Raw genomic sequence first — 25,511 nt, forward strand, 5'->3', positions numbered from 1 at the left:
GACGCTACATGAAGGCGCCCTTGCCGCTGGTGACTTCCGAATAGCGGTGGACGCGCACGCCCTGCACCAGGCCGAAGCCGATCATCACCGTCACCATGACGGTGCCGCCATAGGACAGCAGCGGCATCGGCACGCCGACCACCGGCGCTAGGCCCATGACCATGCCGCCATTGATCAGCACATAGAGGGCGAAGGTCGCGGTCGTGCCCGCCGCCGAGAGCCGGCCGAAGTGCGAGTGCGCCAGGGCCGCGGTCCGCAGCGCCATGAAGATCACCGCGCCGTACAGGAACAAAACCGAGAAACAGCCTAGGAAACCGAACTCCTCGGCCAGGGTCGCGAAGATGAAGTCGGTCTGCTTCTCGGGCAGGAAGTTCAGCTGACTCTGGGAGCCCAGGCCGTACCCTTTCCCGAAGAAGCCGCCCGAGCCCAAGGCGATCTTGGACTGCAGGATATGGTAGCCCGAGCCGGACGGGTCGCTCTCCGGGTCCAGGAAGGTGAGCACGCGCTTGCGCTGGTAGTCATGCAGCACGAACATCACGATCGGCGGCACCGCCGCCACGAACGCCGCAAGGCCTGCGAAGATCACCCGCCAGGACAGACCCGCCAGCACCACGATCGCCGCCCCGGTCATGGCGATCAGCATTGCAGTGCCCAGATCGGGCTGGTGCATGACCAGGATGACCGGCGCCCCGATCATCGCCGCCGGCACGAGCAGCCACCAGGAGAACCGCGCGGCGTCGGCCGAGACCCCGTGATAGAACCGCGCCAGCGCCAGCACGATGCCGAGCTTCATGATCTCCGACGGCTGAAAGCTGAATGGCCCGAGCGCGAGCCAGCGCTGCGCGCCCATGCGAACGTCGCCTATGGCTTCCACCGCGATCAGCAGCAAAAGGCCGATCCCGTAGATCGGATAGGCCAGGGTGAACCAGACCCGCAGATCGATCATCGCCAGGCCGATCATCAGCACCAGACAGAGCGCAAAGCGCGTCAGGTGCTTGGCCGCCCACGGCTCCCACGAGGAGCCGGCGATGGAGAACATCATCAGGGCGCCGGCCCCGGCGATCAGGCAGAGCGCCAGGCAGAACAGCCAGTCGATCTCGCCCAGCTTGACGATGAGCCGGTCACGTTCCCCCGGCCGTGTGAGCGCGCTGACGGTCATACGCCGCCTCCCGTCGGGGTCGGTATTGGAGCAGCCGGCGACGGTGCGGCGGCCGGCGGCGGCGGAGTGATGGTCGGGGCTTCCGGCGCGACGCCCTCGGCTTCCATCGGCTCCGGCGCCTCAGGCATCGGCATCGGCTTTTCGATGCGCGAGCGCAGTTGCGGGTCCTTCAGCAAGGCCACGCGCATCACTTCGCGCGCACGCGGCGCGCCGGCGGTGGCGCCGCCCAGACCGCCGTGCTCGACGATGACCGCCACCGCGTAGCGCGGGTCGTCGACCGGCGCGAAGGCGACAAACAGGTTGTGGTCCTTCAGCCGCCAGGTGACCCCGGCGCTGCTGCGCGGGCCCTTGTCGAAGCTGCGCACCTGCGCGGTACCGGTCTTGCCGGCCATCTGAATGTCGCCGAGGCCCAGCTGGCTCTGGCGATAAGCGGTGCCGCCCGTGTCGTTGGCCACGGCGATCATGCCGCCGCGGACGTAATCGAGGTGTTCCTTGCTGAACGGCAGGTCAGGGACGTCGTCGCCGTGCTGCAGCTCCACGCCGCCCACCGACTTGATGAGCCGCGGGTTCAGCGCCTTCTTGCCGTTGGCCAGCCGCGCCGTCATCACCGCCAGCTGCAGGCAGTTCACCGCCAGATACCCCTGGCCGATGCCGTAGCTGACCGAGTCGCCCGGCTGCCAGACCGGCTCGCGCTTGACCGCCTTGCGCTTCCACTCCCGTGAGCCGACGACGCCCTTCTTCTGGCCTGGAATGCCGATGTCGAAGATCGTGCCGAAGCCCATGGCGTGGGCCGCCGCCGCGATCGGGTCCGGGCCGATCTTCAGGGCGGTCTGGTAGAAATAGATGTCGCACGAGTTCTTGATCGCCTCGTGCATGTTCTGGGAGCCGTGACCGCCGTGTTTCCAGCAGCGCCAGGTGCGCCCGCCCCAGTACCAGCCGCCGCTGCAATGGACGCGCACTTCCGGGTCGATGCCGGCCTGGAGCGCAGCAAGGCCCACGGTGGGCTTGAAGGTCGAGCCTGGCGGATAGGTGCCGGTCATCACCTTGTCGAGCAGCGGCTTGCGCTCGTACTGGGCCAGCGCCCGGTACTCCGGACCCGACAGGCCGCGCACGAAGCGGTTGGCGTCGAAGCTGGGCGCAGAAGCCATGCAGAGCAGATCGCCGGTGCGGCAGTCCATCATCACGATGGCCCCGCTCTCGTCGCCCATCACCTCCAGCGCTCGGTTCTGGATATCGACGTCGAGGGTCAGTTCGATCCGCTTGCCGGGAGTGGCGGGGATGTCCCCCGCCTCGTCCTGGCGCACCTCGCGGCCGTTGGCGTCGACCTCGACCTTGCGCGCGCCGGGCTTGCCGCGGAGCTCCAGATCCAGAGCCTTTTCAACGCCCTGGCGGCCGATTCGGAAGCCCGGATGCAGCAGGATGGGGTCGGAGTTCGGCCCCGTCGGCGTCAGGTCCTCCTTGTTGACCTTGGCCACGTAGCCGATGACGTGCGCGAACGCCCCCCCGTGCGGATAGACCCGCACCTCGCCCATGTCGGCGGTGACGCCAGGCAGTTCCGGCGCGCGGATATTGATCGCCGAAAATTCCTCCCAGCTCATGTCCTCGGCGACCGAAACCGGGACGCGCTTGGGGGTCTGTTTGATGTCACGCAGCAGGCGGGCCTGGCGCGCCTCGTCCAGCGGCACGAAGGTCGCCAGGGTCTTCAGAGTGCCGGCGACGTCGCTCTGGTCCTCGCGCGAGACCAGCAGCCGGAAGTTCGGACGGTTCGAGGCCAGGATCGCCCCATTTCGGTCGACGATCAGGCCGCGCGGCGGCGGCACCAGGCGGAAGTTGAACTGGTTGGAGGCCGAGAGTTTCTCGTAGCGCTGGGTCTCGATGATCTGAAGGTGCGCCAGGCGCGCGGTCAGGGCGGCCAGGCCCAGGCCGGCGAACCCACCCATGAGGAACATCCGGCGGTGGAAGACCCCCTGCCGTTCATTGACCTCGGAGAAGAAGATCGACGGCTCGGCCATCGCTCCGGAACCCTATCGGAAACGCACGTCTGCATCCTCGAACCGGTCGATCAGCAGGTGTGCGAATGGAAACAATATGACGGTGGCCAGGAATTGCCATGCCACGGAGATCGGGTTGGCGCCCGCATGCGCCCCCAGCATCGTGAAAAGATAGGCGCTGCCCATGGCAAGGCCCGTGGCCGCCGCGTACCAGGCCCACATCACCGGAAAACTCTGGCCCGCCATCATGCTGCGCCCGACCAGGGCCGCTCCATAGACCAGCAGCAGGGCCACCGCCCATAGGCCCATCGGCGCGCCCCAGACGATGTCGAGGAACAGGCCCATGGCCAGTACGCTCAGAGGCCCCAGGATCGACGGCCGGATGATCGCCCAGGCAAAGGCCGGGACCATCGGGAAGATCGGCTCGGGCAGGCTTAGGCCGAACGGCCGGAACGGCAGTGAGAACAGCACCGTCAGGATGAGGCACTGGGCGAGTGGAACTCCGATCCAGCGCCACGGGGCCAGAGGGCGCGCGCCGGCCATCTAGAACGGAACCTCGGGCGCGGGCGGCTGGGGCTGTTGCGCCGGCGCGGGCGTAGGCTTGGGGGCAGCCGGGCGCGGCGTAGCGGGCTTGGGTGCGGCCGGCTTGGGCGCGGAGGCGGCGGCGCTCCGAGGCGGCGTGCCGACGGTTCCCGCAGCCGGAGGACGCGCGGCTGGCGTCGCGCCGGCCGTGGGGCCCCGGAGGCCGGCGGCCGGGGCGCTGGATGCAGCGGCCGGCGGGGTTGCGGCGGTCACGCCGACGACCGCAGGCTTGGCGGGCGGCGGCACCGTCATGCGGTTCAACTCGGCCGCGGCGGCGGCGCTGAGCTGCGAGAAATCCTGGAACAGCATTACCTGAACGAAGTCGACCGGGGCGGCGTCGGAGGCCAGCACGGCGCGCCAGCGGCCATCGAGCCCCTTCGCGGCGATGCCGACCGGCAGGCCGCGCGGGAGCACCCCGCCGTCACCGGACGTGACGATGCGATCCCCCTGCTTCACGGGGTCCTGGCCGCGCAGGTACTCAAGGCGCGGATTGGGCCCGCCGTCCCCGGCCAGGATCGCGCGCGCGTTGGTGCGGTCGATCATCACCGGCGTGCGCGAGGCGATGTCGGTGAGCAGCAGGACGCGGCTGGCGCCGTCGGTAACGCCGATAATCCGGCCCACGAGGCCGTTCTCGCTCATCACCGGATTGCCTTCACGGATGCCCTTTTCCTTACCGGCGTTAGCCAGACGCGTGTTGGAGAAGGGCCCCCTGCCCTCGCTGACCGTGCGAGCGGCGACCATCGGGATCGGCGGATCGGTCTTCAGACCCAGCAGGGCCTTGTAGCGGTCGTTGGTGTCGCGCAGCGCCAGGGCGGCGATCTGCCACTGGCGGGCCTCTTGCAGCTCTTCCTTCAGCCGGCGGTTCTCCGAGACGGCGAAGAAGTAGCTGCGCACTCCGTCCACTCCGTCGCTCAGCCAGCGGCCGGGCGTGGCCAGCACGCCGGTCACAGGCGCGGCGATGGCGTCGCCGACCTTGCGCGAGGCGCCGTAGGCTTCGGTCTGGAAGGTTTCGCGCCGATCGGACAGCAGCAGCACCAGCGCGGCCACGAGGGCCACGATCAAGGCTACGCCGGCCGTCCAGGCCAGCGGCACCTTCAGTTCGCCCAAGGGGTTGTCGCGCAGCGCCACCGAACCTGCTCACCCTGAAGACGCGGCCCGGAGAATCACTCCCGAGCCGCGACTCGCGGAATTCTACGCCAGGGTGGACTCCAGGACGCCCTTCATCCACTTCGGATGTTCGAGCACCTTGCCGCAACCGTGCGCGACGCAGCTCAGCGGGTCGTCGGCGACGGTCACCGGCAGGCCGGTGTGATCGCGGATCTCGGCGTCCAGGCCGCGCAGCAGCGCGCCGCCGCCGGTCAGCATGATGCCCTTGTCGGCGATATCCGAGGCCAGCTCGGGCGGAGTCGCTTCCAGCGCCATCTTCACGGCGTCAACAATCTGGCCGACCGGCTCAGCCAGCGAATCCGAGGCTTGCTTCTCGCTGATGCGCACTTCGCGCGGCACGCCCTGCATCAGGTCGCGGCCCTTGACCTCGATCGACAGGCCCTCGCCGTCGGCCGGCGCGCGGGCGGTGCCGATTTCCTTCTTGATGCGCTCGGCGGTGGTTTCACCGATCAGCAGATTATGATTGCGGCGCATGTAGCTGATAATCGCCTCGTCCATCTTGTCGCCGCCGACGCGGACCGAACGCGAATAGACGATGCCCGAAAGGGAGAGGACCGCCACTTCGGTGGTGCCGCCGCCGATGTCGACCACCATCGAGCCGGTCGGCTCATGGATCGGCAGGCCGGCCCCTATGGCGGCGGCCATCGGCTCGTCGATCAGGCCCACGCGGCGACCGCCGGCGTTCAGGCAGCTGTCGTTGATGGCCCGGCGCTCCACGGCGGTGGCGCCCGACGGCACGCACACGATCACCTTCGGGTTCACGAACCCCTTGCGGTTGTGAACCTTGCGGATGAAGTGCTTGATCATCTCCTCGGCGACTTCGAAGTCGGCGATGACGCCGTCGCGCATCGGGCGGATGGCTTCCATGTGACCCGGCGTGCGGCCCAGCATCTGCTTGGCCTCGATGCCGACGGCGTGGACGACCTTGCGCCCGCCGACGTTACGCAGGGCGACGACGGACGGCTCGTTCAGAACGATGCCCTTGCCCTTCATGTAGATGAGCGTGTTGGCGGTGCCGAGATCGATGGCGATGTCGTTCGAGATAGCGCCGAAGAGGGACGAGATCATGCAGGGCCCTGGGGGGTGGGGAGCGGAATTGGGGGTATGCGAAGCCCAGGCTGCCGACGCTTCGTTTCGAATCTCGAAACGTCAGGCGGCGTCAGCCTCCGCTTGCAGGACAGATGGTCCGTGTGCCCTGCCAATCGGTTGATTTCAAGGCTTAATGATAGGTCTGTGGTTTCCCGTCGCACACATGTGCGCCCAGCCTTGCGCATGGACGCCCGGGCGAGCGCGGAAGAGGTCAACCGCTTGTCGGAATCGGGGCGGAAATGCGGCAGAACAGCCCCGCTTCGCCGAACTCGAACCGGACCGAACCGCCCAGTTCGCGCTCGACTGCGCGGCGCACGAAACGCAGGCCGAAGCCGCACCGGTCCGGATCGCCGGCCGGAGGGCCGCCACGTTCGCACCACTCCAACGCCAGCTCGCCGGCGGCGTGCGTCCACTCCACCACGACCTTGCCCCCGGTGGAGGACAGGGCCCCGTATTTCGCCGCGTTGGTCGCCAGTTCGTGGAGCACCATGGCCAGTGTGACGGAGGCCCGGGTCGACAACTGCACCGATGGGCCGGCGGCGAAGGCGCGCTCGGCCCCGAACACGGCGATCACGCCGGCGACGACGTCCTGCAGGTCCGCCGCCTCCCAATGACGCTCGGCGAGTCGATTGTGAGCGCTCGACAGAGCCATCAGCCGGGCTTCGAAAGCCTGGAGCATGCCGGCGACGTCCCCATCGGCCCGAAAGCTGTGGGCGGCCAGAGACTGGACGGTGGCCAGGGTGTTCTTCACCCGATGGTTCAGCTCGTCCAGCAGCGTCTTGTGCAGGTCCTCGGCGCGTTTGCGCTCGCTGATGTCGACCAGCATGTTGATCGCGCCGACCAGGCTTCCGTCCGCGTCGAACAGCGGTGTCGGATAGGCCAGAAAGGCGCCGCGGCGACCGTCGGGCCGCTCGAAGATCGCCTCCGCGCCCAGTATCTGTCGCCGCTCGGCGATGGCCTGGGCCATCGGGCAGAGGTCGAGCGCCATGGGCTCGCCGCCGGTCGAATAAAGCTTGTGAAAGCCGCACCAGCGATCCTCGCCCAACCTCGGCTCGCGGCCCCACAGCGCCGCGGCCGCGGGGTTGAAGGTCATGATCCGCCCCTCAGGATCGGTCTGGTACATGGCGATGGGCAAGGTTTCGAGGATCCGCCGGGCCCAGCCCTGGCGCGAGCGCAACATGTCGCGGGTCCGCCGGAACTCCGTGACGTCCTGCAGACAGTTCACCGCCCCGATGACCAGACCGCCCTCGTCGCGCAGCGGTTCGGCGTTGCAGAGTACATGCACGCGCCGGCCATCGGGGTGGACGATCACCACCTCGCGATCCTTGACCGGCGCGCCGGTCGCCAGGGCCTCAGCCACGGGCGACTGTTGGGCGGTCATCGGCGAGCCGTCGGCATGGAAGGCGCGGTCGAACGGAACCTGACCGCCATCCGCGGGCGGTTCGGCGCCCCAGAGCTCCACGGCCCGTCGATTGCAATGCACGACGCCGCCGCGGCGGTCGCAGACATAGACGCCTACCGGCAGCCGCTCGGACAGGCCCTCCCAGGACCGGACCGCGCGCCTCAGCGCATCGGACCTCAGCTCCATCAGCGGCGCGTCATCCACGGCCGCACCGCGCGCATATGGCATGCCTACTCATTCGGGGCCTCAAATCAGGAAACCCGCCCAATTGTTCCGTCGAGTCGGCGACATTGACGACTCCGCTGTCGCCGATACGACGACTGTCGCCCTTCTGCTACAGCGCCGGAGCATCCGGCCCCCTAAATTGCCGAGCTTTCCGAAAGTTCGCCGAGCTTCCTCATGTCCGCCCGCCAAGCCGTCCTCGGCGTCGAAAACGCCAGCTTCTTCTATGGAACCCAGCGGGTTTTCGAGGGCGTCAGCTTCCAGCTCGACGAGGCGCGCACCGCGCTGGTCGGTGAGAACGGCGCCGGCAAGTCGACCCTGCTGAAGTGCTTGCTGGGCGAACTCGACCTGATGGAGGGCCAGATCGTGCGCTCGCGGGGGCTCAAGATCGGCTACGTGCCTCAGGAGACGCCGCCCGACCTCGCCCCCTTAACCGTCCGCGAGGCGCTGGAGCGCGCCCTTCCCGTCGCCGATGGGTCCGAAGATTGGAAGGTCGACGTCCTTCTCGACGAGATCGGCGTCTCCTACGAGACGGCACAGCAGCTGTTCGGCGCCCTCAGCGGCGGCTGGCAGCGGCTGCTGCTCATCGCGGCGGCGGCCCGGCTGTCCGAGCCGGACCTTCTGATCCTGGACGAGCCGACCAACCACCTGGACCTCTCCAACATCAACACTTTGGAGCGCTGGCTGGAGAGCGAGCGACTGCCGATGTTGATCGTCAGCCACGACCGCGAGTTTCTTCAGCGCACCACCACTCGCACGTTGTTCCTGCGTTCGGACGGCGCCCACAGCTTCAAGGTCCCGTTCGTGGAGGCGCGCGAGGCCCTGCTCCAGCGCGACGCCGCCGACGCGGCGCGACGCCAGCTGGAAAGCAAGGAAATCGAGCGCCTGCAGAAGGTCGCCGCCCGCTACCGTGTCTGGGGCGTCAAGAACGACAAGTTCCACAAGCGCGCCAAGGCGACAGAGAAGCGGATCGAGCGCATCGAGGCCGACCGCACCAGCGCCTATTCCGCCCGCGAGCGGCGACTGGAGCTGCACGATGGTGAAATGGACGCCAAGGTGGCGCTGCGTCTGCAGGGCCTGGAGGTCGCCACGCCCGACGCCGCGCGGCGCCTGTTCACGATCGAGCGGTTCGGGGTCGGCATGGGCGACCGCGTCGCACTGCTCGGGATCAACGGCAGCGGCAAGTCTACCTTGCTCTCATTGCTGGCCGACGCTTTCGACCCGGCCGTGCGCCATTATGACGGCGCCGCACCGATCCGCTTCAACCCACAGGCGCGACTGGCCTACTTCGACCAGCGCATGGCCGACCTGCCGCTGCGCGCCAGCCTGCTCGACTATGTATCGAGCGCCGAGGGCGCTACCGACCGCGACGCCAACGCGCTGCTGGCCAAGGCCGGCTTTGCCTATATGCGCATCAAGGGCCCCATCGCCGACCTCAGCCACGGCGAGCGCGCCCGCCTGGTCTTCCTGCGGATGAAGCTGACGCGGCCGAACCTCTATCTTCTGGACGAACCGACCAACCACCTCGACATCGAGGGCCAGGAGGACCTGGAGGCCCAGCTCGACGCGTCCGACAGCGCTTGCGTCTTCGTCTCGCACGACCGCTACTTCACCCGCAGCGTCGCCAATCGCTTCGTCGAGATTCGCAAGGGCAGGCTGGTAGAGATCGACGACCCCGAGCCGTTCTTCGCGGCGCAGTAGGCCCATACCGCCCGCTCAAGTATAAAGCGCCCGCTCCAGATCCATAAGAAGCATTCGCGCGCCATCAGCGGTTGAGATGACGCGACATCTTACATCTACCAGCAGTAATATTTAGGATTTCGCACTTCGTTAACCCTGACCGCCCCAGCTAAGCGTGGAATACCGGGGCACATAAACCAAAAGGTTGTGAAATATACTTCCACAACCAATACAGGGATAGACGGATGCGTTTGACGATCAAGGCCCGCTTGCTGGCCTGTCTTGGCGTCCTGGCGGCAGGAATGCTGGCGATCGGCCTATGCGGCTGGCTGGCCTCCGACAGCGCCAGCCGCAGCATGCACTCGATCATCGTCGATCGGCTTGAACCGATGCAGCGACTGAAGGCGGTAAGCGACCTCTATGCCGTCAACATCGTCGACACGGCCCACAAGGCGCGCGCCGGCAGCCTGAGCCACGCACAGGCCCTCCAGAGCGTCGCCGCCGCCCGCGCCTCGGTCGACGAGAACTGGGCCGCCTACAAGGCGACGGCCATGACTGCCGAGGAAGACGCCCTGGCCTCCAAGGTGGCCGAGGGCATGCCCAAGGCCAACGCCGCCGTCGCCAAACTGGAGAGCGTACTGAAGTCCGGCGACGCCGCCGCGCTGCAGGCCTTCGTGGAGGGCGAGCTCTACCCCGCCATCGACCCGGTGACGGCCAATGTCGGCGCCCTGGTCGACCTGCAGACCCGCGTCGCACGTGAGGACGGCGCCAAGGCCGGCAAGACGCACACCTTCTTCATGGTGATCATGGCGCTCATCGCCTTGGCCGCCGCAGGCTTGACCGCCTTCGCCTGCTTCATCGTCACCAGCAAGGTCTCCACTCCGCTTCAGGCCATGACCGCCGCCATGCGGCGGTTGGCGGGCGGGGACAACGAGATCCAGATCCCCGCCGCCGGCCGCCAGGACGAACTGGGCGAGATGGCCGGCGCGGTCGCCGTCTTCCGCGACGCGGCCATCGCCAAGATCAAGGCCGACGCCGAAATCGTCGAAGCCAAGGCGCGCGCCGAGCGCGACCGCCAAGCCGCCAGCGAGGCGGCCATCGCCGGCGAACAGGGCCTGGTGGTCCGCTCCTTCGGCGCGGCCCTGGAGAAGCTGGCCGACGGCGACCTGACCTACCGCGTCAAGGACGACCTGCCGATGCAGTACGAAAAGCTGCGCAACGACTTCAACGGCGCCATGAGCAAGCTGCAGGAAACCATGGTCGTGATCGTCGGCAACGCCGACGGCATCAAGAACGGCAGCCGCGAGATCACCACCGCCTCCGACGATCTGGCGCGTCGCACCGAGCAGCAGGCCGCGGGCCTGGAGGAGACCGCCGCCGCGCTCGAAGAGCTGACCGCAACCGTCAAGAAGACCGCCGAGGGCGCCAACGACGCCCACCGGGTGGTCGCCGCAGCCAAGGTCGACGCTGAAGGCGGCGGAGAGGTGGTCAATCGCGCCATCGCCGCCATGAGCGAGATCGAGGCCTCGTCCAAGCAGATCACCCAGATCATCACGGTGATCGACGAGATCGCGTTCCAGACCAACCTCCTGGCCCTGAACGCCGGGGTGGAAGCGGCCCGGGCCGGCGACGCCGGCAAGGGCTTTGCGGTCGTCGCTTCGGAAGTGCGGGCCCTGGCTCAGCGGTCGGCCGAAGCGGCCAAGGAAATCGAGGCGCTGATCACCGCCTCCACCGGCCAGGTGAACAGCGGCGCGAACCTGGTCGCCCAGACCGGCCAGGCGCTGGAGCGGATCGTCGGCCAGGTCGCCCACATCAACCGCGTGGTCGCCGAGATCGCCGCCAGCGCCCAGGAACAGGCCACGGGTCTCAACCAGATCAACGTGGCCGTAAACCAGATGGACCAGGCGACGCAGCAGAACGCCGCAATGGTCGAGGAAAGCACCGCCGCCAGCCACGCCCTGGCGCGGGAAGCCGAGACCCTGGCCGGGCTCATGGCCCAGTTCAAGGTCGGGGCGGCGGCGGTTCCGCCGGCGAGAAGCAGCAATCCGGTGCACGCGGCCCAGGCGCGGCTCGGGCGGGCCGTCCGCGGCTCGGCCGCCGCCAAGGTCGACGACTGGCAGGAGTTCTGACCGCCGGCTCCACCGACATTCGACAAACCCCGGTCCTCGCGGCCGGGGTTTTTCTTTTTGAAGGCGAACGGCTCAGCTCGCATGGCGCGCCCGAAGCGCGCTAGGAGCGGTGCATGCAGAACATCCTCACCTGGGCCGGGCGCATCGCCCTCCTCGCCGTCCTGCTGGTGTGCCTGCAGGGCGCGCTCGACCCGCTGTACGACGCCGCCAGATGGGCGCCGCCGCACGACGCGGTGATGCACGTCATCTACGGCTACCTGCTCACCGTGCTCTCGATCCTCGCCCTGCCCAAGGTGAAGCCCTGGGCCATCGGCGGGGTCTTCATCGCCCTCGGCGTCGGGCTCGAGACCGCCCAGGCCATGGGTTGGGTGTCGGGCACATTCCAGCTAAAGGATCTTGCCGCCAATCTGGGCGGCGTGATCGCCGCCCTCGCCCCGATGTCCCTGGCCAAGCGCAAGGCGCGGTAGGCCTCTTCAGCGCCGCGGCAGAACCTTGAAGCCGTACTTCTGAAAGATCGCCGCTGCCGCAGGGCTGCTCATATAGGTCAGGAATTTCACCGCATCGGGGTTCTTCGAGGCGGCGACGACGGCGGCCGGATAGACGATCCTCGGATGGGTCGCGTCGGGGAACAGACCGACGATCCGCACCCTGGGCTCCACCTTGGCGTCGGTGTCGTAGACGATCCCCAGGGGGCTCTCGCCGCGCGCCACGTACTGCAGCGCCGTGCGCACGTTCTCAGCCTGGGCGAGCTTGCCAGAGACCCCGTCCCAGACCCCTAGCGCCGTCAGCGAGGCCTTGGCGTACTTGCCGGCCGGCACATCGGGTCCGGCCAGGGCCAAACGCCCGGAGCCCAAGGCCTTGGCCAGGGGCATGCCCTTGCCGATCCGGATCGCCGTCCTGGAGTCGGCGGGAGCGATCAGCGCCAGCCGGTTGGTCAGCAGATCGCGCCGGCTGGCCGCCACGATCAGCTTGCGCTCGGCCAGATAGCTCATCCAATCGCTGTCGGCCGAGACGTAGACGTCGGCCGGCGCGCCCTGCTCGATCTGCCGCGCGATAGCGGACGAGGCCGCGTAGGAGAAGCGAGCCTCTCCCCCGGTCTTGGCGTAGGCCGCGCCGACCTCGTCGAGCGCGTTCTTCAGCGATGCGGCGGCGAAGACGGTGACCGTCTCGGCGCGGGCCGCCCCGCTCATCAGGGCGGCGGCGGCCAGGGCCGCGATCCAGCGGAGGAGCTTCATGTCCCGTGTCTCCACTAGTGATGGGCCGCAGCGGCGGCTTTGGCGTTGGAAAGGCGGATGACTTCGATCTTCTCGACCATGCGGGCCGAGCGGGCGGGCCGCAGATCGTCCGAGACCACGATCCGGAAGGGCCCGTCCTCAGCCTTCAGCGGGGCGCCGTCGGCGCGGTCGGCCAGGATCACCTTGCCGGCGCGGGTGGCGGGATCGGTCTCGGCCAGGCCCAGCACGACCTGATAGCCGTCCTTGGCGGTGATGCGGATGACGGTGGCCAATTCGGGGCCGTGGACGGCCTTGCCCTGGGCAGCGCCAACCTTGGCGACGATGTCGCCCAGCGGCACGCCGTCGAAGGTCGAGGTCTTGCCGTGCTGGGTCGCCGTGACCGAGACATGCGGGAGGGCCGCCAGATCCGCGGCGCTGAGGGTCGCGGCCTGGCCGTCGGGGCCGTGCAGGGCGATGCTCTGGGCCAGGGCCGGCCCGGCCAGCGTCGTGAGGACGGCGGCGAGAACGAACTTCATCTGAACTCCTACTCCACGGCGAGGATGACGTGCGGCGCCTTGACCAGGGCGGTGGCCGGTTCGCCGACCGCCAGCCCCATGGCCACGGCGCTTTCCTTGGTGATGGTCGCGGTCAGGGTCTTGCCGCCGGCCAGCGACAGGAGGATCTCGCTGGAGACGGCTCCGTCCTCGCGCGTCAGCACTGTCCCGGCGAGCTGGTTGCGGGCCGAGGTGACCAACCCCTCCCCCTTGGCCAGGACCACGAAGCTCGACTTGATCAGGGCCACGGCCGGCTTGCCGACCGCCAGATCCAGGTCGGCGACGCTCTGGCGGGTGACGACGGCGACGATGTCGACGCCATCGGCCACCTTCAGGGCCACCTCGGTGTTGACCGCGCCGTCGGTGATGGCGCTCACCACCCCGCGCAGGGCGTTGCGTGCGCTCGTCTTCATGCCCAGGCTCCAGAAGAGGTCGCCGATTTCGCCGTCCAGCCGCGCCTGTAGCCGCGCCAAGGTGTCGCCCAGCTCGGCCTCGACCTTCCGGAAGGCCTCGATCACCGCGTGGCCGCGGGCGGTCACCGCCGCAACGCCGCCCGAGCGGCCGCCCGGCTGGGCCTCGACCAGCGGGGCGTCGAACAGGTTGTTCAGCGCCTGGACCCCGTCCCACGCGCCCTTGTAGCTGAGGCCCAGTTGCCTGGCCGCCGCGCTGATCGAGCCGAGCTCGGCCACCGCCTTCAGCAGCGCGATGCGCTCGGCCCCGACCCGGCTCGCGCCGCGCCGCAGGAAGAAGGCCGCGTCCAGGTGACCGTCGGCGCTCATGCGATCAAAGCCTCATTCGAAGGTCGACGAAGAAGCTGCGCCCCTCCTCCGGGAAGCCGTCGACCAGCTGGTGGTCCTTGTCCAGCAGGTTACGCCCGCCGACGATCACGTCGACCTTGTCGGTCACCGCCCACGCGAGCGAGAGGTTGGCCAGCAGGTAGTCGCCGGTCCTGTAGTAGCGCGGCGGGTTGATCAGCGAACTGGAGGTTACGGTCCAGCGCTTGCTGGCCGCCTCGACGCTGGGCGTGACACGGATCGTATCGGCCACCCTCCAGTCGACATAGGCGAACAGCTTATGGTCCGGAACGCCGCTCGGCCGGAAGGCCGCATTGGTCGGGTCCTTCAGCTCGCGGTGGATATAGCTATAGGCGCCGCCCAGCCGCACGCGGTCGGTCAGGCCGGCGGTGAACGACAGCTCCCCGCCGTAGTACTCGCCGTCGCCCGCGTTCTTGGTCTGGTTGACCGTGCCGAAGGGCGGCCCCAGCGCCACCGGGATCTGGATCAGGGCGTCCTGGATGTCGCTATAGAACAGCGCGCCCGAGAGCTCGAGGCGGTTCAGCCGGGTCTGGCCGCCCACCTCGAAGCTGGTCGCCCGCTCGGCCTTCAGGTTCGGATTGGGCGTCGCCGCGCCGAACCGCGAACTGAAGCGCTCGAACAGGGTCGGGAAGCGCGAGCGCGAGGAGACGCTGGCGTGCAGGGCGCTGGCGTCCGACAACCGCCAGAGGGCCGCTGCCTGCCAGTTCCAGGCGTCGTCGTCGGTCAGCGGGTAGTAGACGAACTGGCCGGAATTGAAATCCTCGGCCCGGATCAGACGGCGCCAGTCGTACGAGGCGCCGAACACCAGGTCGAGATTGCCCCCCGCCTTGAATGTGTTCTCGACCGCGAACGAGCCGGTGGCCTCGGTCGTGGTCTGGCGTGGCTCGATCAGGGCCGGGGCGAAGGTCTGCTGCCACTCGACGTGACGGTCTTTCCGGTAGTAGGCGGCGACCTTCAGCGTGTTGGCCGAGCCGATGTCCACGCCCAGCTCGACATTGCCGCCGAAGGCCTCGTCCTCGTAGGGCGAGCGGAAGGCGCGCCCCAAGGTCTGGCTGTTCTGGCGGGCGTTGTCGTAGGCGAAGAGGCCGTTCTCGAAAGTGTTTCGATAGAGCCGGGTGCGCAGATAGGCGCCTTCGGCGATCTTCGTGTGCGACAGGAAGGCCAGGCTCTCGATGTTCCAGTAGGGCCAGTCCCAGAACCGGGTGCTGGCCGTGTCGCTCACGTGATAGGGCGCGTTCTTGCGGCCCTCCTGGCGGATGTAGTTCAGCGAGTACTCGTCGGTGTCGTTGGGCGTCAAGCCGGCCTTGAGGTTGATCCGCCAGTCCTCGGTGTCCGAGTGCTCGCGCTCGCCGCCGTTTTCCAGGGCCGTCGGCTTGAAGTCGTCCGACAGGCGGAAGTGGTCACGCTCGGAGCGCGCGCCGCTGAGCTGGAGGTAGACCCTGTCCCGCCGCGTACCGATCAGGCCCGAGATGGTGTGGCCGCTGAGGGCTCCGGCGCTGTCGATGGCGGCGTTCACCCGGATCTCGCCATCCAGGGCGCTGGTCGGCTTTCGGGTGACGAGGTTGATGGCCCCGCCCAGGCCGCCGGGGCCGTCCAGCACCGAGACATAGCCTTTGGAGACTTGGATCTGCGAGAGATCGGCGGTCAGGAAGCGGGCGAAGTCGATCCGGTTGTCGGCCGGCAGGAAGACCCGCACGCCGTCGATGGACAGCGTCGTCTGGAAGCGGTCGAAGCCGCGCACAAAGACCAGCCGCTCGTTGCGCGAGCCGCCGGAATTGCCGGCCGCCGCGCCCGGCACGAGGTCGAGGGCGCGGTCCACGCTGGACTTGTCGAACCTGCGCAGGTCCTCGGCCCCAACGACGCTGCCGCCGATCAACTCGCCGCCGCGGGCGCGGGCGGTCACTTGCAGTTCGCCTAAGGTATAGGCGTCGTCCGCCGACTGGGCGTGGGCGGCCATCGGGGCGGCGATGGCGAGGAGGAAGGCCAGACGTCGCAAGTGAGGACCCACGTCGTTATAAAGGTACACTTCATAACGCGACTCTTCCGGCCTCGCCAAGGCGCAGTTGCGCCTAACCCAGCGCGGTGACCACCACGCCACACGCGGTCACCGCCCCGCCGATCATCTGGCGCAGCGTCATCCTCTCCTTGAAGAGCCGTCGGCCCGCCGCCGCGGCGATGGGCGCCTCGACAACCCCGACCGCGCGCACCGCGCCGGCCGGCGCCATGGCCAGCGCAGCGAACCAACAGGCCGAGGCCGCCGCGCCGCAGAAGCCCGCACCCAGCGACTGACGCCAGGAGGCGGCCACTGCCCGCAGCGCCGCCGGCCGCGTCGCCGCCAGGAAGGCTCCGAGCCCCAGCGACTGCAGCGCCTGGGCCACGCAGACAGAGGCCGTCGCCGCATAGATCGGGTGCGCCGGCTCCAGCGCCACGCCCGCTTGGCGATAGGCGTTGAGCGTCACGCCGAAAGCGAGCCCTGAAGCCAGGCCGAACAACGCGCCCAGGCGGGTGGCCTTGTCCATCTCGGCCTTGGGCCAGGAGAGCACGGCCAGGCCGAGGGTGGTCGCCGCCACGCCGGCCCAGGCCTGGGCGCTCAGGGCGTCGCCGACCAGCACGCCCATCAGCGCGCCGAGCGGCAGGGACGACTGCTGCATGAAAGTCGCCACCGCAAAGCCCGAACGACGCATGGCCACCAGCAGGGCCGCGGTCGCCGCGACCTGTCCGGCTGCGCCGGCGGCGACCGCGATCGCAAAACGCGACGACAGGTGCGGCGCGGCGTCCGGCGTCAGCAGAGCGACGACGCTGAAGATGAGCAGGGCGAACGGCAGGCCGAACAGGAAGCGCACGAGCGTGGCGCCCCAAGGCCCGGCGTCGCCCACGAGGCCGCGTTGCAGCGCATTGCGCGCCACCTGCAGCGGCGCGGCCGCCGCCGTCAGAATGATCCAGAGCATGTGAAAGCTCGCTTCCCCGCCGAGACGGGGCTGCGATCAGAAACCGCTGGCGATCGCGTCGGGCGCGCTCTTCTCCTTGCGGGCGAAGAGGTTGTTCAGGGCGTTCACATAGGCCTTGGCCGAGGCGGTGAGGGTGTCGGTGTCGGCGGCCTGGCCGGTGGCGATGCGGCCGTCCTCCTCCAGACGCACGGAGACCTGGGCCTGGGCGTCGGTGCCCTCGGTCACCGCGTGCACTTGGAACAGGCGCAGGATAGCCGTGTGCGGCACCACCTCATGGATGGCGTTGAACACCGCATCGACGGGGCCGTCGCCGGTCGCTGTGGCGGTGCGCTCCTCGCCGTCGACCGTGACGGTCAGGGTGGCCTCCTGCGGGCCGTCGGTCCCGGCGATCACGCGCAGGTGGCTGACCTGGATGCGGTCGGCGCCCGAAGCCAGAGCGTCGTCGACCAGGGCGATGATGTCGTCGTCGAAGACGTGCTTCTTCTTGTCGGCCAGGTCCTTGAAGCGCTGGAAGGCTTCGTTCAGGGCGTTCTGGCCCAGTTCGTAGCCCAGTTCCTTCAGCTTCTCGCGGAAGCCGGCGCGGCCGGCGTGCTTGCCCATGACCAGGTTGGACGCGCCCTGCCCGACCGTCTCCGGGCTCATGATCTCGTAGGTCCCGCGGTCCTTCAGCATCCCGTCCTGGTGGATCCCGCTCTCGTGGGCGAAGGCGTTCTTGCCGACGATGGCCTTGTTGAACTGCACCGGGAAGCCGGTGATGGCCGAGACATAGCGGCTGGCGCGGGTGATGTGCTGGGTCTCGACGCCCGTATGGAAGGGCAGCGCGTCGCCGCGGACCTTCAGGGCCATGACCACTTCTTCCAGCGCCGCGTTGCCGGCGCGCTCGCCGATGCCGTTGATGGCGACCTCGACCTGGCGGGCCCCGCCCTGGACGCCGGCCAGGCTGTTGGCGACGGCCAGGCCCAGGTCGTTGTGGCAATGGGTCGAGAAGATCACCGTGTCGGCGCCCGGCACGTTCTCGATCAGATCGCGGAAAATATCAGCGTATTCCGATGGATAGGTGTAGCCGACGGTGTCGGGAATGTTGATTGTCTTGGCGCCCGCCTTGATCGCCGCCTCGACGCAGCGACGCAGGAACTCCTGCTCGGTGCGGGTGGCGTCCTGGGCCGACCACTCGACGTCGCCGCACAGGTTGCGCGCGTGGCCGACCGACTTGGTGATCATCTCCAGGATGTCTTCCTGGCTGGCCTTCAGGATGTGGTCGCGGTGGCTGGGGCTGGTCGACAGGAAGGTATGGATGCGGCCGCGCTTGGCCGGGCGGATCGCCTCGGCGCAGCGCTCGATGTCGACCATGCCGGCGCGGGCCAGGCCGCAGATCGTGCTTTCGGTGACGATCTTCGAGATTTCGCGGACGGCCTCGAAGTCTCCGTTCGAGGCGATCGGGAAACCGGCCTCGATGACATCGACCCGCATGTCCTCGAGGATCTTCGACAACTCCAGCTTTTCTTCCAGCGACATGGACGCGCCGGGCGATTGCTCGCCGTCGCGCATGGTGGTGTCGAAGACGATGACGCGATCACGAGAATCGCGGGCGGAAGCGGCGGGAAATTGGGTCATGTTGCGAACTCTTTTCGCGGGCGTTCTGGGGGCGGGCTTTGGGTTTGAAGAGCCCCTGAGCGCCCCGCCGCGACGTCGCGCAGCCTAAAGGGTCGCCCAGGGGCGGCTAAGCCCCAGGCCAAGAAGCAGTTGGCAGGTTTGCTTCATACGCATGCGCCGCTGTGTACAGAAACCTGCCCAACCCCGCAAGACTCTTGCGCATATCGGCGGAATTTGACGCCAACGCGCAAGAACCTTTCAAAAACCATCGGCGCCCCCCGGGAAAACCGGACCTATCGGCAGGTTTTCGACGGAAGATTCCACAAACCGTCCGGCAGAGCTCAGTCGTCGTCCTTCAGCGGCCCGCTGATGGCGTCCTCGCGGGTCTTCAGCCAGCGCCGCGCGAACCAGCCGATGGCGATCCAGGCGACGACGATCAGGGCCAGCCAGATCAGGTGGGCGCCGCCCTCCCCCTTCAGGACCTGGACGATCGAATTGCCGGCGAAGGCGGTCAGGACGATCTTCGGGACGATGCCGATGGCGGTGCCGAGGAAGAAGTCGCGCACCCGCATCGGAGTGACGCCGGCGGCCATGTTGACGACGATGAACGGCGCGGAAGGCACCAGCCGCACGATCAGGCTGGCCAGGAAACCGTTGCGGCCGACCAGGTCCATGAACCGCCGCACGCCCGGGCTCGACAGGATCTGCAGGCTGCGGGCTCCGGCCACGCGGCCGATGTAGAAGCCGACCAGGGACGAGACCATGGTGCCGATCCAACTGTAGGCGAAGCCGGTCCAGGCCCCGAAGGCCACCACCGCCGCGGCGATCAGCACGAACTGCGGCACCCCGACGAAGGCCAGGACCGCGAAGGCCGCCACCGCCACCGGCAGGGCCCACGGCCCGTTCGAGGCCATGCCCAACCAGCGCTCGACGGTCGCCTCGCCATCGAAACCCAGCACCTGGGCCCCGAACAGGAACACGATCCCCACCCCGCCGAACAGCACGAAGGACACGGCCAGCGTGCGCCAGGCCTTGGCGTCCATTTCGGTGAGGAAGCGGATGATGCGGCGCATGGCCCCTCCCGTCGCCTGTTCGCGCGCGGGGGTCAAGTTACGGCGCCAGAACGCCTGCCAGCACGTCGCGGCACGCCGGACGGCTGAAGAGCCGATAGCGCGACAGATGCGGAAGGCCGACGAGCCGGCCTCCATGATAGTCGCACATCCTTATCCTCGCCGAACCCCAGCCCGAGTTCAGACTCCGGACATCGCCACCATCGAGCATGTCCCGCATCGCCTCGAAGACGACGCCGCTGATCGTGACGACGAGGCGCGGTCGCCGTGACGCTAGAAGTTCAGACCACAGATCCCGCCCGAACGCGACCGCCCCGGCCCGATCCCTGAGCGAGCGCCAAGACCGCGACCGAAAGGGAACCATATATCCGGCGAGGACCTCGTCCGGGGCAACGCCGATCATGCGGAACAGGCATTGCACCTGCCGCTGCAACGGCGCGAGCTCGTCATCATAGCCCGGCCACCTCTCGACGACGTAGATCGACCCCTCTTCGCAAGAGAGCCGGTCAGGCTCCGCAGCCGCCCCGCCGGGATTCAGTGTTAGGAACGCTACATCTGCGGTCTTGAGCGTGGCCCACCGCCCGCCAAGCAGACGCCAGCCCAGGCCATCGCCCCGTGCGTTGTACGCTTCGGCGATCAAGCGTTCGACATGATCTGCGTCCATGGCCCCTCCGAGACTGGATTTAAGTCACCGATGGAGCAGAAGCGCCAGCTTGCCTCCTCCCCTTGCCGCAGGCCATTGAAGGCGCCATGACCCACGCGCTGGCGATGCGAGCTTCGGGAGGCGGCGGGCGGGACGGCGCGCGCGCCCAGGCCATCGAGGCGGCGTTCGCGATCATCGGCGAGCGGGGCCTGGCCGGGCTGTCCATGCGCGACCTCGCCCAGGCGATCGGCAAGAGCACCACGGTCATCGTCAACCTGTTCCACACCAAGGCCGGGCTGCTGAGCGCGGTCGCCCAGGCGGCGATGGCGGCCGACGCGACTTTCCATGAGCGGTTCTTCGCCGAGACGGCCGGCGTTCCGCTGGACCACGTCACCCTGCGCGGAGTGGCGGCGCGCTATGTAACCCTGCGCGCCGCGCGTCAGGCGACGTTCGCGCGGGTGTGGCAGGAATTCGTGACGGACGCCGAGGCGATCGCGGCCGCGCGTGAGGAGCTGCGCGCGTGGGCGCGGATGCGGGCGCAGGCCTGGTCGGGGCTGCTGAGCCGCGCCGAGGGGCTGGCGAGCCTGGCCCCGGTGTTTGTCCAGTACCTGGTGATGGAGGAGTTCTACGCCGGCGCCCTGGCCGAACGGCTCGACTACGACCTCTTGCTGCGCGAGACGCTGGAGGGGCTGATCGCCCGCGCCCTGGGCGCCGCGCCGCTGCCGACTCCGGTGTTGGACTGGGTGGTCGAGGGCCTGACCCCGCCGCAGCCGCCAGGCAGGCGGTTCGAGCCCGGGTCCATGCCCATGCGCCTGCTCGACATCGCCGCCGACCTGATCATGGCCGGCGGCGTCGGGGCGGTGAGCAACCGGGCGGTGACCCAGGCGGCCGGCGCCTCGGTCTCGACCATCCTCTATCACTTCGGGGACATGCGCTCGTTCCTGGCCCAGGCGATCTGGCACAGCGTGTTCCGCCAGATCCCGGCCTATCTCGACTGGCGCAGCCCGCTGGAGCAGGCGCGGCCGCAGGACCTGGACGCCTGGGCGCGCCTGATGGCGCCGACCCTGGCGCTCGCCCCGCCCGGCGCGCCCGGAGACGCGGGGTTCTATGTGAAGTACGCCCGGCTGATCGCCCAGATCTGCCTGCTGGCGCGGCGCGACCCGGCCTTCCAGGACCTGGCCCTGCTGCTACGCGGGCCCGAAGGGGGCGGCACCTACGCCCGACGCCAGGCCGTCTGGCCCCCGCAATTCGAGCTGACCCGCCAGAGCGCGGCCCACTTCGCCATCTGGATCAAGGGCCGCGCGCTGATGGATGCGGCGCTGGAACCGGCGGACGCCCGGCCGCTGGAGCGCCTGCGCGAGGCGGCGCTGGCGCTGGCCTCGGTGAGCTGAGACCGATCCGGATCGCTTGCCCCGCCTTATGGTGCGCCGAGCATCCAGCAGGGTGACAAACCGGCGAGACGCTACGGCCTTAGGTGGATTTGTTCACCCAAGCTCATCACCCTGGGTTGATGAGATTGCTCGCCGCCCTTCTCGTCGCCGCCACCGCGTGGGTCCAGCCTGTCGCGGCGATGACCTCGCCGTCCCAGCGGATCAAGTTCGGTCCCGACGGGCCGGCCGCCGACGCCCGGGCGGCGGCCAAGGCTGGCAATTTCGGCCTCGTCTGGTCGGTCGGGATGCTTGGTCGCTATCCCATGGGGATCGACTGCAACGGCCCGATCCAGTTCGCGCCGGAAGAGTTCATCCTGGCGATCCGCGTCCACGGCGACGAACTGCCGGACCCATGCAGAGAGCTTGCCGGCGCATGCGAGTACGAAGCGCGCCTCGACGAGTACGGACCAGCCTACAACCGCACGCTCGTCGACGAGCCAGGCTTTCCGTTCCCTGACGTCTGCGGGCCTGCGGCGCCCGACCCAGAGCGGCGTCAGTGGGAAGTCGGGCTCGACCAATACGCCACGCCAATCCGCGACGTCGAAGGTCCCCCGCATGATCTGCATGAAGCGGCGCGACGCGGCACGCCTGCCCAGGTGAAACGGCAGTTGCGGCGACATGGCGTCGAGGAGACCGACGCCTTCGGCTTCACGCCCCTGGCCTGGGCGACGATCCGCAAGCGGCCCGAGATCGTGACCACGCTCGTCAAGGCCGGGGGCAAGCCGTTTCCAAGCAACGAATACAGGGGAGACTGGCGAATGCCGCTCTGGCTCGCCTACCGTTTTGGGTGTTCAGAGTGCGCCAGGACGCTTCAGTGCGCCGCCACGCCCGACGAGATCGACGACGCCCTGCCCGACCTGCTGGACGCCGCCATCGAGGGCGGCCACAAGGAGATGCTCGCCGACCTCCTGAAACTCGCATCGCCGAACCTTGAGTTCGAGGAGCTGTTCCTCAAGGGCGGCCTGCGCCCCGAGGTTCGCGACACGCTGCTCACATGGGGACCTCCGGCCGCCGCCAGCGACCTGCTCTATGCGGCCGGTCGCAGGGGGGACTTGGCATCAGTGAGACTTGCACTGTCCAAGGGAGCCCACACGGATGGACGCGCCTCCCCCTTGGGGGAGATCGTTCTGGGCGAGCGGACGCAGGACGAGGAACTCCTGGAGGCCTTCATTTCAGCCGGCGAGGACGTCAATAAGATCGCCGTTGCGGACGGAGACTCGGGCTCCCTGCTCAGGCTTGCGGTGAAGCATGCGCATCGACGGTTCTGGCGCGGGGAGGAACAGCTCGTGGTCGAACGCCATCAGCGGATCATTCGTCGCCTGCTGCGCGCCGGCGCCAAGCCCTCAACCGGAGACGGCGCGCCGCCCTTGGCCTTCATCGCCGTCATCGGGCCCAGTATCGACAATGACGCGCCCCGAGGCGCGCGCGTAGAACCGCTGCCGACCGACATCTTGCAGGCGCTGATCGACGGCGGCATGGACATCAACGAACCGGCGGGCCAGCGCACGGCGCTCGACTGGGTGCTCGCGGCCGACCCGACCTCTCCAGTGGTCGGCGCCTTGAGGGCGCTGGGCGCGCGCTCGACCGCCACGCCCGCGACTGCGCCCCCTACCCCGCGAACGCCGTGAGGTCCTTGGGCTCCAGGCCGTGGGCCTGGCAGTAGTCGAGATAGCGCTGCATCGAGGTCTTCCAGTTCTCCACGGCCAGGGGACGGTCCTGGTCGTCGAGGTAGACCAGTTCGCCGCGGACGATGTTGAAAGTGATCACCTCCTGGTCGCCCGGCAGCGCCTGCGGCGTGTGGCGAGTGCTGGCGGTCTCGTAGACCACCCCGCCGGCCCGCGAGGTCCAGTCGTGCTCGAGGTACTTCCAGGCGCCCTGGACGGTGTAGACGATCACGGTCCCGGTGTGGTGGTGGCGGGCCATCTCGTGGCCGGCCGGCGCCCGCAGCAGCGAGACCACCTCGCCGTGGACGGGGTCGATCTTGAAGTACTTCAGGAAGACCTTGTCGTCATAGGGCGTGAACGGGATCCAGGGCGTCTCGTCGTCGTTGAGCGCGCCGGTGTCGATGGCTTGGAATTGGAACATCTGCGGTTTCCTTCAGGTCAGGCGGCCGGCGGGGTGACCTTGACGTCCAGGCGCTCGACGCGGCCGGAGAACGGGAACGGGACGCGGTAGTCCTCGGTGACCGGCGTGCCGACGTCGCGGCCGACGCCGACGCCTTCCAGCGGCCACCAGCCGGGGACGGTGTATTCGGCGCGGCCGCGGGCGACCTCCGCGCCGTCGACCTTGAGCACCAGGGTCGCCCCCTTGCCCATGCCGCCGCCGTCGTACTGGAAGTCCACCGCCACCGCGTGGCGGCCTGGGGTCAGCGGAGCCTCGCCGCGCAGGCGCAGGGTCTGACCCTTCAGGGCGAAGAAGTTGTAGATGAAGGTCGGGCGGCCGTCGAAGGCGGCCAGCACCCAGCCGGCCGAATGGCCGCCCTGACTGGCCATCACGCCCTGGGCCGGCGCCTGGCCGACCTCGACGCTGGCGGTCATGCTCCAGGACCGGTTCTTCAGCTCCGGGAAGGCGCTGTCGTGCAGGCGCGGGCCGGGGAAGTAGCTGAACTCGGTGCGCCCGTTCAGCGTGGAGGGCCGCAGGGCCTGGGGCGTGCGCTCCAGGGTGCGCGGGTCGAGCGGCAAGACCTGGTGGGCGCGGGCCTGGACCATGAACTCGGCCTGCATGGCCTTGAGCCTGGCCGGTTCCTGGGCGGCCAGGTCGTGGGCCTGCGAGAAGTCCTTCTCGACGTTGTAGAGCTCCCACTTGAAGCTGTTGGCGTCGAAGGGCTGGGTCGGGCGGGTCCAGGGCAGGCGGATCGGGTGGGTCGCGGCGACCCAGCCGTCCTTGTAGAGCGCGCGGTTGCCGAACATCTCGAAATACTGGGTCTTGCGGACCTCGGGCGCGCCCGCGCTGGCGAAGGTGGAGGCCAGGCTGACGCCCTCGATCGGCTGCTGGCGCGCGCCGGCCACTTCAGACGGCGGCGTGACGCCGATGGCCTCGTAGAGGGTCGGGGCGATGTCGATAACGTGGGCGAACTGGCTGCGCAGCTCGCCGCGCGCCTTGATGCCGGCCGGCCACGACACCACCATGCCGTTGCGCACGCCGCCGAAGTGCGAGGCGACCTGCTTGGTCCACTGGAAGGGCGTGTCCAGCGCCCAGGCGAACCCCGCCGGATAGTGCGGCGAGGTCGTGCGGTCGCCCATGTGGTCGAGCCGCTCCAGGATCTGGGCCGAGGGGAACGGCACGCCGTTGAGGCCGGCGATGTCGGAGGCGGTGCCCGTCAGGCCGCCCTCGGCCGAGGCGCCGTTGTCGCCTTGGATGTAGACGACGATGGTGTTGTCGAGTTCGCCCTGCGCGCGCAGTTCCTCGATCACCCGGCCGACCTGATAGTCGGTGTGGGCCAGCATGCCGGCATAGACCTCCATCAGCCGGGCGGCGACCTTGCGCTCGTCGGCCGACAGGCTGTCCCAGGCGGGGATCTCTGGCGGGCGCGGCGTCAGTTCGGCGTCCGGCGGGATCACGCCCAGCGCCTTCTGACGGGCGAAGCTCTCCTCGCGCAGCTTGTCCCAGCCCTGGTCGTAGCGGCCCTTGAAGCGGTCGATCCAGGGCTTGGGCGCCTGGAGGGGCGCGTGGGCGCTGCCCGGCGAGAAGTAAAGCATTGGTCTGCGCCCCAGGAAGTGATCCATCCCTTATGTTGGTCCGAGGACCATTTGGATGGAACGAGAGATGGCAAGGAAGCGTCACAAGCCGGAAGAGATCGTCGCGAAGCTGCGGCAAGTTGATG

At 68.7% G+C, this 25,511-nt stretch carries 21 protein-coding genes; 5 read left to right on the plus strand and 16 right to left on the minus strand.

The window, feature by feature from the left end; genetic code table 11:
• Positions 1–4: 4 nt before the first annotated feature.
• The 6 genes from rodA to ACE3T2_RS13795 form a co-directional block, all read right to left on the minus strand.
• Positions 5–1,159, minus strand: a complete 1,155-nt coding sequence (gene rodA, locus ACE3T2_RS13770) for a rod shape-determining protein RodA (protein WP_374658293.1) — start codon at positions 1,157–1,159, stop codon at positions 5–7.
• The gene (mrdA, locus tag ACE3T2_RS13775; RefSeq protein WP_374658294.1) at positions 1,156–3,171 is read right to left on the minus strand and encodes a penicillin-binding protein 2; all 2,016 of its coding nucleotides are present in this window, start codon (positions 3,169–3,171) and stop codon (positions 1,156–1,158) included. Before mrdA ends, rodA begins: the two co-directional genes overlap by 4 nt.
• 12 nt (positions 3,172–3,183) lie before the next feature.
• On the minus strand, positions 3,184–3,693 hold the full coding sequence (locus ACE3T2_RS13780; RefSeq protein ID WP_374658295.1) for a hypothetical protein: 510 nt from the start codon (positions 3,691–3,693) through the stop codon (positions 3,184–3,186).
• Positions 3,694–4,860 carry a rod shape-determining protein MreC gene (gene mreC, locus ACE3T2_RS13785; RefSeq protein WP_374658297.1) on the minus strand — a complete coding sequence of 389 codons (1,167 nt, stop codon included), beginning with the start codon at positions 4,858–4,860 and terminating at the stop codon, positions 3,694–3,696.
• A 63-nt stretch (positions 4,861–4,923) separates the two neighbouring features.
• Entirely contained in the window at positions 4,924–5,967 is a 1,044-nt protein-coding gene (locus ACE3T2_RS13790; RefSeq protein WP_374658299.1) for a rod shape-determining protein, read from the minus strand.
• Between the two features lie 232 nt (positions 5,968–6,199).
• Positions 6,200–7,618: a sensor histidine kinase gene (locus ACE3T2_RS13795; RefSeq protein WP_374658301.1), complete on the minus strand. Its 1,419-nt coding sequence runs from the start codon at positions 7,616–7,618 to the stop codon at positions 6,200–6,202.
• 171 nt (positions 7,619–7,789) lie between these two features.
• On the opposite strand from ACE3T2_RS13795, the gene ACE3T2_RS13800 reads away from it, so the two are divergent.
• The 3 genes from ACE3T2_RS13800 (at position 7,790) to ACE3T2_RS13810 (ending at position 11,888) form a co-directional block, all read left to right on the plus strand.
• Positions 7,790–9,313: an ABC-F family ATP-binding cassette domain-containing protein gene (locus ACE3T2_RS13800; protein ID WP_374658304.1), complete on the plus strand. Its 1,524-nt coding sequence runs from the start codon at positions 7,790–7,792 to the stop codon at positions 9,311–9,313.
• 224 nt (positions 9,314–9,537) lie between these two features.
• Positions 9,538–11,421 (plus strand): methyl-accepting chemotaxis protein, encoded by a 1,884-nt coding sequence (locus ACE3T2_RS13805; protein WP_374658306.1) that lies wholly within the window; start codon positions 9,538–9,540, stop codon positions 11,419–11,421.
• Between the two features lie 113 nt (positions 11,422–11,534).
• Positions 11,535–11,888 (plus strand): hypothetical protein, encoded by a 354-nt coding sequence (locus ACE3T2_RS13810; RefSeq protein WP_374658308.1) that lies wholly within the window; start codon positions 11,535–11,537, stop codon positions 11,886–11,888.
• A gap of 6 nt (positions 11,889–11,894) precedes the next feature.
• Here the strand turns inward: ACE3T2_RS13810 and modA are convergent, their stop codons facing one another.
• The 8 genes from modA to ACE3T2_RS13850 all read right to left on the minus strand — a co-directional run bounded on the left by modA (position 11,895) and on the right by ACE3T2_RS13850 (position 20,279).
• On the minus strand, positions 11,895–12,656 hold the full coding sequence (gene modA, locus ACE3T2_RS13815) for a molybdate ABC transporter substrate-binding protein (protein WP_374658310.1): 762 nt from the start codon (positions 12,654–12,656) through the stop codon (positions 11,895–11,897).
• Positions 12,657–12,670: 14 nt separating this feature from the next.
• On the minus strand, positions 12,671–13,171 hold the full coding sequence (locus ACE3T2_RS13820) for a molybdopterin-dependent oxidoreductase (RefSeq protein WP_374658312.1): 501 nt from the start codon (positions 13,169–13,171) through the stop codon (positions 12,671–12,673).
• Between the two features lie 8 nt (positions 13,172–13,179).
• Positions 13,180–13,968 (minus strand): TOBE domain-containing protein, encoded by a 789-nt coding sequence (locus tag ACE3T2_RS13825; RefSeq protein WP_374658314.1) that lies wholly within the window; start codon positions 13,966–13,968, stop codon positions 13,180–13,182.
• A 4-nt stretch (positions 13,969–13,972) separates the two neighbouring features.
• Entirely contained in the window at positions 13,973–16,000 is a 2,028-nt protein-coding gene (locus ACE3T2_RS13830; RefSeq protein ID WP_374658315.1) for a TonB-dependent receptor plug domain-containing protein, read from the minus strand.
• A 73-nt stretch (positions 16,001–16,073) separates the two neighbouring features.
• On the minus strand, positions 16,074–16,952 hold the full coding sequence (locus ACE3T2_RS13835; RefSeq protein ID WP_374658317.1) for an EamA/RhaT family transporter: 879 nt from the start codon (positions 16,950–16,952) through the stop codon (positions 16,074–16,076).
• A gap of 36 nt (positions 16,953–16,988) precedes the next feature.
• Positions 16,989–18,566: a 2-isopropylmalate synthase gene (locus ACE3T2_RS13840; protein ID WP_374658319.1), complete on the minus strand. Its 1,578-nt coding sequence runs from the start codon at positions 18,564–18,566 to the stop codon at positions 16,989–16,991.
• A gap of 320 nt (positions 18,567–18,886) precedes the next feature.
• A complete protein-coding gene (locus ACE3T2_RS13845) occupies positions 18,887–19,618 on the minus strand; it encodes a TVP38/TMEM64 family protein (RefSeq protein WP_374658321.1) in 732 nt (243 codons plus the stop codon).
• Positions 19,619–19,655: 37 nt separating this feature from the next.
• Positions 19,656–20,279 (minus strand): hypothetical protein, encoded by a 624-nt coding sequence (locus ACE3T2_RS13850; RefSeq protein WP_374658323.1) that lies wholly within the window; start codon positions 20,277–20,279, stop codon positions 19,656–19,658.
• Positions 20,280–20,365: 86 nt separating this feature from the next.
• Here ACE3T2_RS13850 and ACE3T2_RS13855 point away from each other — a divergent pair, with 86 nt between their 5' ends.
• Both ACE3T2_RS13855 and ACE3T2_RS13860 read left to right on the plus strand, forming a co-directional pair.
• Positions 20,366–21,649, plus strand: coding sequence for a TetR family transcriptional regulator (locus tag ACE3T2_RS13855; protein WP_374658325.1), 1,284 nt, complete (start codon positions 20,366–20,368; stop codon positions 21,647–21,649).
• A gap of 119 nt (positions 21,650–21,768) precedes the next feature.
• Positions 21,769–23,316 (plus strand): ankyrin repeat domain-containing protein, encoded by a 1,548-nt coding sequence (locus tag ACE3T2_RS13860; protein ID WP_374658327.1) that lies wholly within the window; start codon positions 21,769–21,771, stop codon positions 23,314–23,316.
• Here the strand turns inward: ACE3T2_RS13860 and ACE3T2_RS13865 are convergent.
• Positions 23,297–23,773: a 2,4'-dihydroxyacetophenone dioxygenase family protein gene (locus ACE3T2_RS13865; RefSeq protein WP_374658329.1), complete on the minus strand. Its 477-nt coding sequence runs from the start codon at positions 23,771–23,773 to the stop codon at positions 23,297–23,299. The genes ACE3T2_RS13860 and ACE3T2_RS13865 overlap by 20 nt on opposite strands.
• A 17-nt stretch (positions 23,774–23,790) precedes the next feature.
• Positions 23,791–25,386 carry a sulfatase-like hydrolase/transferase gene (locus tag ACE3T2_RS13870; protein ID WP_374658331.1) on the minus strand — a complete coding sequence of 532 codons (1,596 nt, stop codon included), beginning with the start codon at positions 25,384–25,386 and terminating at the stop codon, positions 23,791–23,793.
• Between the last annotated feature and the right edge of the window lie 125 nt (positions 25,387–25,511).

The sequence above is a fragment of the Phenylobacterium sp. genome, assembly GCF_041919955.1.
Taxonomy (GTDB): Bacteria; Pseudomonadota; Alphaproteobacteria; order Caulobacterales; family Caulobacteraceae; genus Phenylobacterium.